Annotated in this window: 12 protein-coding genes; 7 read left to right on the plus strand and 5 right to left on the minus strand. The window is 75.5% G+C overall.

Annotated elements, in window-relative coordinates:
- Nucleotide 1 precedes the first annotated feature (1 nt).
- The gene (locus WCD41_RS12640; RefSeq protein ID WP_337713778.1) at nucleotides 2–1,372 is read right to left on the minus strand and encodes an acyl-CoA dehydrogenase family protein; all 1,371 of its coding nucleotides are present in this window, start codon (nucleotides 1,370–1,372) and stop codon (nucleotides 2–4) included.
- Between the two features lie 55 nt (nucleotides 1,373–1,427).
- Nucleotides 1,428–2,264, minus strand: a complete 837-nt coding sequence (locus WCD41_RS12645; protein WP_337713779.1) for an SCO6745 family protein — start codon at nucleotides 2,262–2,264, stop codon at nucleotides 1,428–1,430.
- Between the two features lie 7 nt (nucleotides 2,265–2,271).
- Between WCD41_RS12645 and WCD41_RS12650 the strand changes: the two genes are divergently transcribed.
- Together WCD41_RS12650 and WCD41_RS12655 are read left to right on the plus strand one after the other, a co-directional pair.
- Nucleotides 2,272–3,918, plus strand: a complete 1,647-nt coding sequence (locus WCD41_RS12650; protein ID WP_337713780.1) for an Rv2578c family radical SAM protein — start codon at nucleotides 2,272–2,274, stop codon at nucleotides 3,916–3,918.
- A gap of 22 nt (nucleotides 3,919–3,940) precedes the next feature.
- A complete protein-coding gene (locus tag WCD41_RS12655; RefSeq protein ID WP_337713781.1) occupies nucleotides 3,941–4,351 on the plus strand; it encodes a PPOX class F420-dependent oxidoreductase in 411 nt (136 codons plus the stop codon).
- A 38-nt stretch (nucleotides 4,352–4,389) separates the two neighbouring features.
- On the opposite strand, the gene WCD41_RS12660 is transcribed toward WCD41_RS12655, so the two are convergent.
- On the minus strand, nucleotides 4,390–4,566 hold the full coding sequence (locus tag WCD41_RS12660; protein WP_337713782.1) for a hypothetical protein: 177 nt from the start codon (nucleotides 4,564–4,566) through the stop codon (nucleotides 4,390–4,392).
- Between the two features lie 24 nt (nucleotides 4,567–4,590).
- Between WCD41_RS12660 and WCD41_RS12665 the strand changes: the two genes are divergently transcribed.
- The 4 genes from WCD41_RS12665 to WCD41_RS12680 all read left to right on the plus strand — a co-directional run bounded on the left by WCD41_RS12665 (nucleotide 4,591) and on the right by WCD41_RS12680 (nucleotide 9,029).
- Entirely contained in the window at nucleotides 4,591–4,833 is a 243-nt protein-coding gene (locus WCD41_RS12665) for a hypothetical protein (protein ID WP_337713783.1), read from the plus strand.
- Between the two features lie 117 nt (nucleotides 4,834–4,950).
- A complete protein-coding gene (aspS, locus tag WCD41_RS12670; RefSeq protein WP_337713784.1) occupies nucleotides 4,951–6,777 on the plus strand; it encodes an aspartate--tRNA ligase in 1,827 nt (608 codons plus the stop codon).
- 16 nt (nucleotides 6,778–6,793) lie between these two features.
- Nucleotides 6,794–7,786 (plus strand): DUF389 domain-containing protein, encoded by a 993-nt coding sequence (locus WCD41_RS12675; protein ID WP_337713785.1) that lies wholly within the window; start codon nucleotides 6,794–6,796, stop codon nucleotides 7,784–7,786.
- Between the two features lie 13 nt (nucleotides 7,787–7,799).
- Nucleotides 7,800–9,029, plus strand: a complete 1,230-nt coding sequence (locus WCD41_RS12680; RefSeq protein ID WP_337713786.1) for a hypothetical protein — start codon at nucleotides 7,800–7,802, stop codon at nucleotides 9,027–9,029.
- Between the two features lie 3 nt (nucleotides 9,030–9,032).
- Here WCD41_RS12680 and WCD41_RS12685 read toward each other — a convergent pair whose 3' ends face one another.
- On the minus strand, nucleotides 9,033–9,704 hold the full coding sequence (locus WCD41_RS12685; RefSeq protein ID WP_337713787.1) for a hypothetical protein: 672 nt from the start codon (nucleotides 9,702–9,704) through the stop codon (nucleotides 9,033–9,035).
- Nucleotides 9,705–9,840: 136 nt separating this feature from the next.
- On the opposite strand from WCD41_RS12685, the gene WCD41_RS12690 reads away from it, so the two are divergent.
- On the plus strand, nucleotides 9,841–11,679 hold the full coding sequence (locus WCD41_RS12690) for a hypothetical protein (protein ID WP_337713788.1): 1,839 nt from the start codon (nucleotides 9,841–9,843) through the stop codon (nucleotides 11,677–11,679).
- A gap of 194 nt (nucleotides 11,680–11,873) precedes the next feature.
- Here the strand turns inward: WCD41_RS12690 and WCD41_RS12695 are convergent, their stop codons facing one another.
- The gene (locus tag WCD41_RS12695) at nucleotides 11,874–12,275 is read right to left on the minus strand and encodes a GlcG/HbpS family heme-binding protein (protein ID WP_337713789.1); all 402 of its coding nucleotides are present in this window, start codon (nucleotides 12,273–12,275) and stop codon (nucleotides 11,874–11,876) included.
- Between the last annotated feature and the right edge of the window lie 31 nt (nucleotides 12,276–12,306).

Genomic DNA, 12,306 nt, shown 5'->3' on the forward strand with positions numbered 1-12,306 from the left:
TTCAGGCCCCGGGGGAGGCGAGGCGACCCCCGAGGCGCAGCACCGGGTCCGGCGCCTTCTTCGCCAGCCGCAGGAACGCCTCCCCGGCGCGGGCGCGTGCCAGCGACCCGTGGCCGAACTTGCGGCTGACGCCCCCGTGGTCGCCGGGGAGGTGGTGGTGCAGCGGCGTCGCCGTGGCCTCGGGATCGGCCAGGGAGCGGCCGATGACCAGCCGCTGGATCTCGCTGGTCCCCTCGAAGATCGTGTAGAGCTTCGCGTCGCGGTACCACTTCTCGACCGGCAGGTCGTCGACGTAGCCCCAGCCGCCGCAGGTCTGCACCGCCTGTTCGGCGGCCCGCACGGCCACCTCGGAGGCCTTGAGCTTCGACATCGACCCCTCGCCGAGCTGGAACGGCACGCCGTTGGCGGCCATCCACGACGCGCGCCAGCACAGGAGCCGCGCGGCGTCGATGTCCGCGGCGAGGTCCGCGAGCGGGAAGGAGACGCCCTGGTTGTCGAGGATCGGTCCGCCGAACGCCTCGCGCTCGCGGGCCCAGGAGCAGGCGTACTCGAAGCTCGCCCGGGCGACGCCGAGCGCCATGGCCGCGACCATCGGGCGGGTCTGCTCGAAGGTGCCCAGTGCGGCCGGCTTGCCCTCCCCGCGGCGGGCCTTCTCCAGCTTGTGCTCGAGCTTGTCCTCGCCGCCGAGCAGGTTCTCGGCCGGGATGCGGCAGTCCCGGAAGGACAGCTCGGCGGTGTGCGACGCGCGGTGCCCGAGCTTGCGCAGCCGCCGCACCTGCTCCATGCCCGGGGTGTCCTTGGGCACCACGAACATGGCCTGGCCCTTCGTCCCGAGCTCGGGGTCGACGACGGCGTTGACGATCGTCACGTCGGCGATGCCCCCGTTGCCGATCCAGATCTTGTCCCCGTCGAGGACCCACCCGTCGCCCTCGCGTCGGGCGCGGGTCTGCAGGTTGGCGACGTCGCTGCCGCCCTGCGGCTCGGAGACCGCGAGCGCGGCGAGCTTGATGTCGCCCGGCTCGCCGAACATCTCGGGCGCCCAGCGCGCGACCTGCTCGGGGGTGCCGGCCTGGTTCAGCGCGGAGAGGGCGAGCGCGGGCAGCACGACGGTGAGCCCGATCCCGGCGCACCCCCAGAACATCTCCTCGAGGAACAGGGGGAGCGACAGACCGGTCGGGTCGGCGATCAGGTCGGCGTAGAAGAGGGCGTTGTAGAAGCCCTCCTGCGCCGCCCGGTCCACGATCTCCCAGGGGCACTCCTCGGTGGCGTCGTAGTGCGCGGCGGCGGGCCGCACGACGTCCTCGGCGAACGCGTGGGTCCGCCGGACCAGCTCGTGGTGGGCCGGGGTCAGTTCGAGGGTGAAGGCACTCATCGACACTCCGATCTACTGTTGACCCCTGGTACCGCGTACCGGTGGTACCGAAACGTCAGGGCCGCGGTAGGCCGATCGGGTTGGGGAAGGGGATCGCGTCCCCGGCGGCGACGGCGAGCGGGTGGAGCAGTTCGGCCAGGCGGTCGGTGGCCGTGCCCCCGAGTGCGCGCCACGGTCCGGCGGCGGCACGGTCGGTGTCGCGCTCGATGGCCTCCCGTGCCTCCCGGCCGGCCAGGGTCAGGGCGCCGTCGCCGTCGAGCCAGCCCCGGGCGAGCAGGCCCTCGCCCGCCGACGCCCACACCTCGTCGTCGAGCCGGCGCGATTCCTGCAGCGCGCCCGACTCCCCGGCGGCGGTCTTGAGCCGGTGTGCCGACACGGGGTCGACGCTCCGGGTGACGAGCACGGCGACGTGGCCGTCGCCCCGGTGCTCGCGCAGCGTCGTCGCCGCCTGCCAGAGCGCGAGGTGCGGCGCGCCGGGTCGTGGCAGGCCCTGGTTGGCGGCCGCGAGGACCCGCCCCTGCGCGTCCGCGGCCGCGGCGGCCGTCCACGCGAGGTCGGCGGCCTCGGCGACGGCGGGATCCTCGACGTCACCGAGCAGCCGCCGCAGCGCCCGGTCGGCGCCGTCGAGGCGGGCCTCGAGGCACGTCGCGGGATCGGCGAAACCCCAGGCGTCGGGCAGGGCGCGCGTGATGCGGTCGCGGTGGAAGCCGTGGAAGCAGGCCCAGGCGGCGTCCGGGCCGACGGCGCCGAGCGGGGCGGCGCGCTGGGCCACGTAGCCCATCCAGAACCCGCGCAGGCCCACCGCGTCGGCGGCCTCCCGGGCCTCGGGCGTGAAGTACGTGACGGCGTGCAGGGGCTCGAGCAAGGTCCACAGGCGGCGGGCGTCGTCCACGGCGAGGATGGTGGCCCGGACAGCGGTTGCCCCGACATCGAACACGTGTTCGAATATCGGGGTGCGGTGGGAAGCTCAGAACGTTGCCGGGGGGCCCGAAGAACTGCCGGGCATGCCCGCGCTCAAGGGGCTGGTCCGCAGCGTCCGGACGCCCGAGTTCGCCGGCATCACGTTCCACGAGGTCCGGGCGCGCTCGGTGCTCAACCGGGTGCCGGGGGCGTCGCCGATGCCGTTCTCGTGGACGGTCAACCCCTACCGGGGGTGCAGCCACGCGTGCACCTACTGCCTCGCGCCCGACACCCCGGTGCTGATGGTCGACGGCACGAGCGTGCGGCTGGCCGACGTCCGGGTCGGCGATCTCGTGGTGGGCACCGAGATGCGCGGCGGCGCCCGCAGCCTGGTGCCGACGCCGGTGCACGACGCGTGGACCACCACGAAGCCCGCGTGGCGGGTGCGGCTCGTCGACGGCACAGCGCTGGTGGCCAGTGCGGATCACCGGTTCCTGACCCCGCGCGGCTGGGTGCACGTCCGTCCGGAGGGCTGCGAGGGCGCGGAACGGCCCCACCTGTGGGTGGGTGACGCCCTGGTCGGTGCCGAGGCGCTCGCCGACGAGGCGTTCCGCCGCCCGGGCTCGCCGCCGGTCGCGCCGGCGCCGCCGAGCGACACCCCGGGCGGGCGCGTGGTCCTCGCGGTCGAGGAGCTGCCGGGCGTCCACACGCTCGCCGACCTCACCACCGGCACGGGCGACTTCGTGGCCGACGGGGTCATCAGCCACAACTGCTTCGCCCGCAACACCCACACCTATCTCGACCTCGACGCCGGGGACGATTTCGACCGCCAGGTGGTGGTCAAGCTCAACGCGCCCGAGGTGCTCGCCCGCGAACTGCGTTCGCCGCGCTGGACCCGCGAGCACGTCGCGATGGGCACCAACACCGACCCTTACCAGCGCGCCGAGGGCCGCTACGCGCTCATGCCGGGCATCATCCGGGCCCTCGGCGCCTCGGGGAGCCCGTTCTCCATCCTCACCAAGGGCACCCTCCTGGCGCGCGACCTGCCCGAGCTCACGGCGGCCGCGCGCGACGTGCCCGTCGGCGTCGGGGTCTCCCTCGCCCTGCTCGATCCCGCGCTGCACCGCCGGGTCGAGCCGGGCACCCCGACGCCCCGTGCGCGCCTCGACCTGGTCCGTCGCATCCGGGACGCCGGGCTGCCCTGCGGGGTGTTCGTGGCCCCGGTGCTGCCCGGGCTCACCGACTCCGACGAGGCCCTCGACGCCCTGCTCGCCGAGATCGCCGACGCCGGCGCCACCGGGGCGAGCGTGCTCGCGCTGCACCTGCGGCCCGGCACGCGGGAGTGGTTCCACGCCTGGCTGAGCCGCGAGCACCCCGGTCTGGTCGAGCGCTACGCCGCGCTCTACCGCCGCGGCGCCTACGTCGACGCCGCCTACCGGCGCGATCTCGCCGCCCGGGTCGGGCCGATGCTCGAACGCCACGGCCTCACCGGCGGCGGGCACGCCATGGGCGGGCGGCAGGGCCACGGCGAGCGCCAGGACGGCCTCGAGGGCAAGGCCGGCTGGCCCGACGGCGCGGTGCCCGCCCCGCCGGTCGTCCCCGAGGAGGTGGTCACCGCCCCGGCCGAGCAGCTCTCCCTCCTGTGAGGTGAGCCCCTAGCCTGCCGGTATGGACCTGGACGAGGCGCGGGCCGTGATCCGCGAGCAGCACCATGCGGTGCTGACCACCCGGCGTCGTGACGGCGGCCCGCAGATGTCGCCGGTCGCCGTGGCGGTGGACGACGACGGCGTGGCGGTGGTGAGCACCCGCGAGACCGCGCTGAAGACGAAGAACCTGCGCCGCGAGCCCCGCGCGTGGCTGTGCGTGCTGCCCGACGGGTTCTTCGGGCGGTGGATCCAGGTCGAGGGCGACGTCGAGATCGTCGAGCTCCCCGAGGCCCTCGAGGGTCTGCGCGCGTACTACCGCCAGGTCGCCGGCGAGCACCCCGACTGGGACGACTACGACGAGGCCATGCGCCGCGAGCAGCGGGTGCTCCTGCGGGTGCACCTCGACCGCGCCGGCCCCGACCGCAGCGGCTGACGGGGGAAGCGCTGACGGGGGAGTAGCGCCCGGAGGGGCTACTCGTCCGCGCTCGGTGAGTACTCGACTGCCGCGCGCACGACCACCGCCAGCACGACCACCGCCAGCACGACCACCGCCAGCACGACCACCGCCGTCGCGTCGCCGGGGAGCCCGGCCCGCGCGTCCGGGGCGGCCTCGGCTCGCCGGGCCCGACGGCACCGCCTCCGCCGCACGGGGCACCTCGTCCCGCGTTCGTCGTGGCGACCCCGTACCTGCCCCACGACCCGTACGGGGGCGACGGCGCGATGGTCATGAGCGTGGCCGGCGGCGGCGCCCGCCGGCTGAGCCGGAAGGCCTCGAACGTCGTCATCGGCGCGATCGTCTTCGCCACGTGCGTGGTGCCGCTGGTGATCGCCGCGATCGTCTACCTGTCCATGCCCGACGTCGACGGGATGATGGACCGGGTGCAGCACCCGAGCATCACGGTGGAGAGCCCGTGACGTGCGCGTCCGGGCGACGGGTGCGGGCGCAACGGGGGTGCGGGCGTCGATAGCCTCGTGGGGAGGCGTCACCACCGCCCGCCACGTCCGCACCGCGATCCAGGAGCACCACCCCAGATGATGCGCTCGCACCCCGCCGGCACGCTGCGCGCCGAGAACGTCGGCGCCACGGTCACCCTCGCCGGATGGGTGGCGCGCCGCCGCGATCACGGCGGCGTCGTGTTCATCGACCTGCGCGACGCGTCCGGCGTGGTGCAGGTGGTGTTCCGTCTCGGCGACGTGGCCGAGGAGTCCCACCGGCTGCGGTCGGAGTTCTGCGTGCAGATCACCGGCGTCGTCGAGCAGCGCCCGGCCGGCAGCGAGAACTCCGAGCTCGCGACCGGCGCCGTCGAGGTCAGCGCCACCGCGCTCACGGTGCTGTCCGAGTCGGCGCCCCTGCCCTTCCAGCTCGACGAGCACGGTGACGTCGGCGAGGACGCCCGGTTCCGCTACCGCTACCTCGACCTGCGCCGGGAAGGCCCGGCGTCGGCGATCCGGCTCCGCAGCCGGGCCAACAAGATCGCCCGCGACGTGCTCACCGACCGCGACTTCGTCGAGATCGAGACGCCGACCCTGACCCGGTCCACGCCCGAGGGCGCGCGCGACTTCCTCGTGCCCGCCCGGCTCAAGCCGGGCAGCTGGTACGCGCTGCCGCAGTCGCCGCAGCTGTTCAAGCAGCTGCTCATGGTGTCCGGGCTCGAGCGCTACTTCCAGATCGCGCGCTGCTACCGCGACGAGGACTTCCGCGCCGACCGCCAGCCCGAGTTCACCCAGCTCGACATCGAGGCGAGCTTCGTCGACCAGGACGACGTCATCGCGCTCGGCGAGGCGGTCGTGGCTGCGCTGTGGTCGGAGCTCGGCGGGTACGAGATCCCCACGCCGATCCCGCGGATCCCCTACCTCGAGGCGATGGCGCGGTACGGCTCCGACAAGCCGGACCTGCGCTTCGAGCTCGAGCTGGTCGAGCTCACCGAGTACTTCGCGGACACCCCGTTCCGGGTGTTCCAGGCGCCCTACGTCGGCGCGGTCGTCATGCCCGGCGGCGCGTCGCAGCCCCGGCGCACCCTCGACGGCTGGCAGGACTGGGCCAAGCAGCGTGGGGCGAAAGGCCTTGCCTACGTGCTCGTCGGCGAGGACGGCACGCTCACCGGGCCCGTCGCCAAGAACATCAGCGAGGCCGAGCGCGAGGGCCTCGCCAAGGCCGCGGGCGCGAGCCCCGGCGACTGCATCTTCTTCGGCGCGGGCACGCCGGCGGAGGGCCGCGCCCTGCTCGGCGCCACGCGCGGGGAGATCGCGCGTCGCCTCGACCTCATCCCGCCGGGCTCGTGGTCGTTCGTGTGGGTCGTCGACGCGCCGCTGTTCGAGGCGGCCGGCAGCACCGACGACGTCGCGGTGGGGTCCGGCCAGTGGACGGCGGTGCACCACGCGTTCACCTCGCCCAACCCCGACTGGATCGACTCCTTCGAGGACGACCCGGAGCACGCCCTGGCCTACGCCTACGACCTCGTCTGCAACGGCAACGAGATCGGCGGGGGGTCCATCCGTATCCACCGCAAGGACGTGCAGCAGCGGGTGTTCTCGCTGATGGGCCTGACCCCCGAGCAGCAGGAGGAGAAGTTCGGCTTCCTGCTCGACGCCTTCGCCTACGGCCCGCCGCCGCACGGTGGCATCGCGTTCGGCTGGGACCGGATCTGCGCCCTGCTCGCGGGCGTCGACTCGATCCGCGAGGTCATCGCCTTCCCGAAGACCGGGGGCGGCTACGACCCGCTGACCGCCGCGCCGGCGCCGATCACGGCGCTGCAGCGCAAGGAGGCGGGCGTCGACGCCGCGCCCCCGAAGGCGCAGCAGAAGCCGGACACGCAGCCGGCCGCGCCGGTCAAGCCGCAGGAGCGACCGGTGCAGTGACGTGGACCGTCTGCGCGTGCTGTGTCCCGCCTCGGCGGAGGGCCTGACCGACCGCGTCCTCGCCGTGCTGGACGCCGAGCCCGGTGCCGTGCACGTCGTGCGGCTGCGGGGCGCGGCGGTGGACCCCCCGGGCGACGTCGTCGAGGCCGACGTGGCCCGGGAGTCGGTGGACGAGCTGCTCGGGTCCCTCCGGGCGCTCGGCTGCGCCGACCGGGGCGGGATGGTGCTCGAGACACTCGACACCGTGGTCTCGGCGGCCGCGGACCGGGCCGAGGCGGCGGCGCCGGGGGAGGGCGTCGACGCGGTCGTCTGGGACGAGCTGCTCGGCCGGACCGGGGCGCAGGCGCGCCTGTCGGTGACCTTCGTGGTGATGTTGACGATCGCGTGCCTGCTCGGCGCGATCGGGGTCGTCACCAACTCGCCGGTCACGGTCGTCGGCGCCATGGTCCTCGGGCCCGAGTTCGGGCCGCTGGCCGCGCTCGCGGTCGCGGTGGTGCGGCGCGACGGCCCGCTCGCGCGCTCGGCGGCGCTCGCGCTCGCCGCGGGGTTCGCCATCGCCCTCGTCGTCACCGCGCTCGCAGCCGCCGTCGCCGACGGGAGCGCGCTGATCCCCGACGACGCCCTGACGAACCTGACCGGCGTGGAGTTCGTCTACCAGGTCGGCCCGTTCTCGCTGGTCATCGCGCTCCTCGCCGGCGTCGCGGGCATGGTCGCGCTGGTCGCGGGCGAGGGGTCCGGGGTGCTGGTCGGCGTGTTCATCTCCGTGACGACCGTCCCGGCGGCCGGGTTCGCGGCGGTGGCCGCCGTCCTCGCCGACTGGCCGCGCGCCGCCGGATCGCTGGTCCAGCTGCTGGTGAACGTGGTGGGGATCGTGCTCGCCGGCGTGATCGTCCTGCTGATCGTGCAGGGCTCGCGACGCCGGCGTAGTCACGGCGGGACGCCCCGCGCACGCCCGGACGGGCGTTCGGTCGTGCCCGATGCACCCCCGCCGGAGGTCCCGGGCGGGTAGAGTTCACCGGCTGATGGCCCCCCTGACGACGGACGACGCGAGCACCTCCGACGGCCGGGCAGCCGGCTCTCCGGGCTCGGCCGACCGCACGGCGGAGCTGGTCGCCCTGGCGGAGGAGCTGCTCACCCGCCGCCACGGCGCCACCGTGCGGCTCGCCGACCCGGTCGACCTCGGCGGCAGCACCCGCTCCCTGGTCGTGCGGGTGCGCGTGGCCGAGAACCCGTTCTCGCTGCCGCACACGCTCGTGGTGAAGCACTACCTCGACGAGCCCGCCGCGGGCAGCGCCGACCGGTTCCGCTACGAGGCGGCGTCCTGTCAGCTGCTCACGGCGATGCCGTCGGAGGAGCGCGCGAGCCCGATGCTCGTCGCGCACGACCCGACCCACCGGATGCTGGTCCTCGAGGACCTCGGGCGCTGCGCGACGCTGGCCGACCGCCTCGACGAGCGCGACCCGAAGGCGGCCGAACGCGCCCTGCTCGGGTGGGCGCGCGCCCTCGGGCGGATGCAGGCGTCCACCGCCGGCCGCGAGGACGACTTCGGTGCCCTGCTGCGGCGCTTCGGGGAGCGCACCTGGCGTGACCCGCTGGCCGACGACGCCCGCGCGGCCCTGGCCGAGGTGCCCGACCAGCTGGCCCAGCTGCTGCGCGTCGAGGCCGCGCCGAGTGCGGTCGTCGAGGCCCGCGGGGCCGCGCGCCTGCTCGGCGGCTCGGGTCACCGCGCGTTCAGCCCGGCCGAGATCCGGCCGGACAACTGCCTGGTGACCGGCAGCGGGTCGCGGTTCCTCGACTTCGAGTGGGCCTGCTTCCGGGACATCGCGCTGACGGGCGCGTCGCTGCGGCTCCCGCTGCCGAGCGGCGGGCCGGCGCGCGCCCAGCCGTCCGGCATGGCCGAGGCGATGGTCGCGGCCTGGCAGGCCGAGCTGACGCCGGTGTGGCCCGACCTCGGCGACGCCGACCTGCTGCGCGAGCGCCTCCTGCACGCCGAGGTGCTGTGGGTGTGGCTCGCCACCCGCGCGCTGCTGCCCGCCGTCGTCGGCGGGCCGGCGTCACGCCCGCCGCACGTCGTGGTGGCCGACCCGGGCGAGGACGCGCCGGCGGTGCTCAGCGCCCTGTGGCGGCGTCTCGGGGTCGACGCGGAGCGCGCCGGGCGAGTCGCGACGGCCGAGCTGGCGGCGTCGGTCGTCGGGGCTCTCGGCCGGCACGGGGGCGACGTGCCGCTGCCGCCGTACCCGGCGTTCGCCTGACGGTCAGCCGACCAGCCGGGCGCGGTGGACGAACGCGTCCGCCGCCTCGCCCGACCACGCGGCCGCGCCCTCGGCGGCCAGCGCCTCGGCGCGCCGGCGGCCCGCGAGCAGGAGCAGCAGGGCGTCCGCGTCGATCTCGACGACGTCGGGCGGGGTGTCGGTCGGACCGCTGCACCGGCCGCCGACGACGTGCACGGTGCGCTCGAGGGCGGCCGTCCGGCCGGGGTCGGTGCGGCGGACGACGAGGCGCACGGTCGCGTCCCGGGCCCCGAGGGCGGACACGAGCAGCCGGGGCGCCATGTCGATGACCAGCCGGCACGCCTCGACGGTCGCCGCCGCGTGGTCGGCGAGGTCGACGGGCGCGGCGAGCGCGGTCGTCAGGTCGTGGGCGTGCAGGCACAGGTCGAGGCAGTCGGCGCTGCGCTCGCGGTCGCCGGGCGGGCGTCCGGCGAGGCGCAGTGCGCTGCGGCGCCGGGCCCCGGCGAGCGAGGACTGCAGCTGGTCCGGCCCGGCGAAGTGGGTGCCGCCGTGGTCGCCCGCGAGGTGGGCGACGAGGTCGCCGACCGTCGGCTCGGGGCCGGGGGCCGGGCGCATCCAGTCGTCCGCGTCCAGGCCGGCGACGGCGTCCTCGGCCACGTCCCAGAGCTCGAGCACCGCCTGCGTCGCGTCGTCCATCGATCTCGCCGCCCGTCGGTCGCCTGGTGCCGACGACCCTATGTGACTGACACCACACCCGGCAACGACCGGCACCGCCGCGTCGACTTCCCCGGACCGGGGCGTCGTTGTCGGGGGTGGGCGCTACGCTCGTCCCGTGTTCGAACAGGTGTTCGCCTCATTGCCGGAGGGGCTGGCCACGGCCCCGCCCGGCGCGGCGCTGGGCGCCCTGCTCGAGCAGGTCGACCCCCGCGAGGCCTCGCCACACGACACCGTGGTCCTCGCCGCCGCGTGGCGCCGCCAGCTCTCCCACCACGAGGCCCGCTTCGCGCTCGCGGCCCGGGAGGTCGCCCGCGCCGACCCCGCCCGGCCGGGTGGGCGCTGCCAGCGCTACGGCGAGTTCTGCACCGACGAGCTGCGCGCGGTGCTCAGCGAGTCCCGCACCCGGATCGCCAAGCTCCTGGGCCAGGCCGAGACGGCGATCGCCGCGATCCCCGAGCTCTGGGACGCCTGGGACGCCGGGCTGCTCGACACCGACCGGGTCCGCCTCTGCGCCACGTGGACCTCGTCGCTGTCCGCCGAGCACGCCCGCCAGGTGGTGGTGCGGGTGCTGCCCGAGGCGCCCCGTCTGACCTTGTCCGCGCTCATCGCACGGTTGCAGCAGCTCGCCACGGCGAGCGACCCCGACTGGGCCGCCCGGCTCTACGACAACGCCCGCAAGCAGCGGCGCGTCCGCGCGCGGCGCACCGACTCCGGCACCCTCAACCTCTCCGGGCTCGACCTCCCTCTCGACGCCGGCGCCCTCTCGGTCGCCCACGTCGAGACCCTCGTCCTGCGCGCCAAGGCCGCCGGGCACCCCGGTCTGCTCGACACCATCCGCGCCGACATCTACCTCGCCCTGCTCAGCCCCCGTCCGCGGGGGTGGGACGACGACGCCCTGGTCGCCCACGTCGTCGCGCACGCCGACCCCGCCGACCCACCCGGCCGCAGCACACCCCGCCACGTCGGCGCCGACGGCCCCGCCCCCGGCGACCCCGACCCTGACGAACCCGAGCCCGCCGCTCCCGGCGAGTCCGAGCCCGCACCCGAGCCCGCGGCAGGGACCGCGTCACGGGGCTCGCGGCGGGCGCGGATCGAGATGCGCATCGGGCTGCTCACGCTGCTCGGTCACGACGAGAAGCCCGGCACGATGCCCGGCTACGGCATCGTCCTCGCACCGTTCGCGCGCCAGTTCGCCCGCCGGCTCCACCACGCCGAATGGCGGGTCGCCGTCACCGACGACGACGGACACCTCGTCGCCGCCCTGGTCACCCGACGCCGCCCCCGCAGCTTCGCCACGGCCCCACCCGGAGCCACCTCACCCGCCGCGCGCCCGGTGCTCGAGCTCCACATCAGCGAGACCGACCTGATGCGCCCGGGCATGGTGCCCGGGGAGTGGACCGGTGTGCTCGACGACCTACGCGCCCAGCTCCGGACCTGGACCGCGCCGCCGGACGGCGCCGACCAGGCACGCCGCCGCTTCCCCTCCGCCGTCCTCGCCCGCTGGATCCGCTCGCGCGACCGCTCCTGCGTCTTTCCGCCGTGCCGGGCGTCGTCGCTGGTCGCCGACATCGACCACACCGTCGCCGTCACCCACCACTGCCCCACCATCGAGGGCAACCTCGACGCGCTCTGCCCCCACGACCACCGCCTCAAGCACGACGGCGGCTGGCGCCTCCACCAGCCGTCACCGGGCAGCTTCGTCTGGACCAGCCCCACCGGCCACCGCTACCACCGCCCACCACGACCGGTCCGGCCCGACCTGCCCGAACCCGCCCCCGGACACCACCGATCCAGCACATCGCCGGCGGAGTTCGCCGGCGACGCACCGATGTGGACCAACGACCCCTACCCCGACAGCCCGCCGACGAAGAAACCCCGGAACACCGACGTCCCGCACGGGCGGCCACCGCCCGACCACGGGGCCGACCCGGAAGAGGACGAACCTCCCTTCTGACGCCCACGCACGCCCGCCTCCCCGCTTCGCCGGCGCCGTGCGCGGGAGAGGGCTGCCCGAAGGGCGGCCACGGCGTGCCGGCGACGGGTGGCGCGAGACGGGTAGCCGCAGGCGGACCGCGGAGCTCTGGTGCACCGGGGGCCGGCAGGGCACCGAGCCGGAGGTTGCGGGTGCGGCTGCCCTGTGCCGGTGGCTCAGAGCGCGGTCGTCCCCGCTCGCGCGACTTCGGTGTCCTGCTCGGCCGTGCCGGCGCTGACCCCGATCGCGCCGATCACCTCGCCGTCGCGCAGCAGCGGCTCGCCACCGCCGAAGACGATCAACCCGCGGTTGGTCGTGTCCAGGCCGTGCAACGGCGCCTCCGGGCCGGCGACGGCCGCGTGCAGCTCGCCGGTCGCGGTGCGGAAGAGCGCGGAGGTGCGGGCCTTGCGCTGGGCGACGTCGATGCTGCCGAGGATCGCGCCGTCCATCCGCAGGAAGGCCACGAGGTGCGCGGCGGCGTCGACGACCGCGATCACCATCGGCTGCGGCATCTGCTCGGCGTGCGCGACGGCGGCGTCGAGGACCCGACGGGCGTCGGCGGCGGTCAGCGGGTTCATTCCCCGGAGTGGGCCTTCTCGCCGGGAGGCT

The sequence above is a fragment of the Actinomycetospora aeridis genome (genome assembly GCF_037400275.1).
In the GTDB taxonomy this organism is placed as follows: domain Bacteria; phylum Actinomycetota; class Actinomycetes; order Mycobacteriales; family Pseudonocardiaceae; genus Actinomycetospora; species Actinomycetospora aeridis.

What these genes read in the sequence shown, in the direction of transcription:
- WCD41_RS12650 (WP_337713780.1), top strand. Translation starts at nt 2,272, where the DNA reads ATGGTGGCCCGGACAGCGGTTGCCCCGACATCGAACACGTGTTCGAAT.
- WCD41_RS12655 (WP_337713781.1), top strand. Translation starts at nt 3,941, where the DNA reads ATGGACCTGGACGAGGCGCGGGCCGTGATCCGCGAGCAGCACCATGCG.
- WCD41_RS12680 (WP_337713786.1), top strand. Translation starts at nt 7,800, where the DNA reads ATGGCCCCCCTGACGACGGACGACGCGAGCACCTCCGACGGCCGGGCA.
- aspS (WP_337713784.1), top strand. Translation starts at nt 4,951, where the DNA reads ATGATGCGCTCGCACCCCGCCGGCACGCTGCGCGCCGAGAACGTCGGC.
- WCD41_RS12695 (WP_337713789.1), bottom strand. Translation starts at nt 12,275, where the DNA reads ATGAACCCGCTGACCGCCGCCGACGCCCGTCGGGTCCTCGACGCCGCC.
- WCD41_RS12685 (WP_337713787.1), bottom strand. Translation starts at nt 9,704, where the DNA reads ATGGACGACGCGACGCAGGCGGTGCTCGAGCTCTGGGACGTGGCCGAG.
- WCD41_RS12640 (WP_337713778.1), bottom strand. Translation starts at nt 1,372, where the DNA reads ATGAGTGCCTTCACCCTCGAACTGACCCCGGCCCACCACGAGCTGGTC.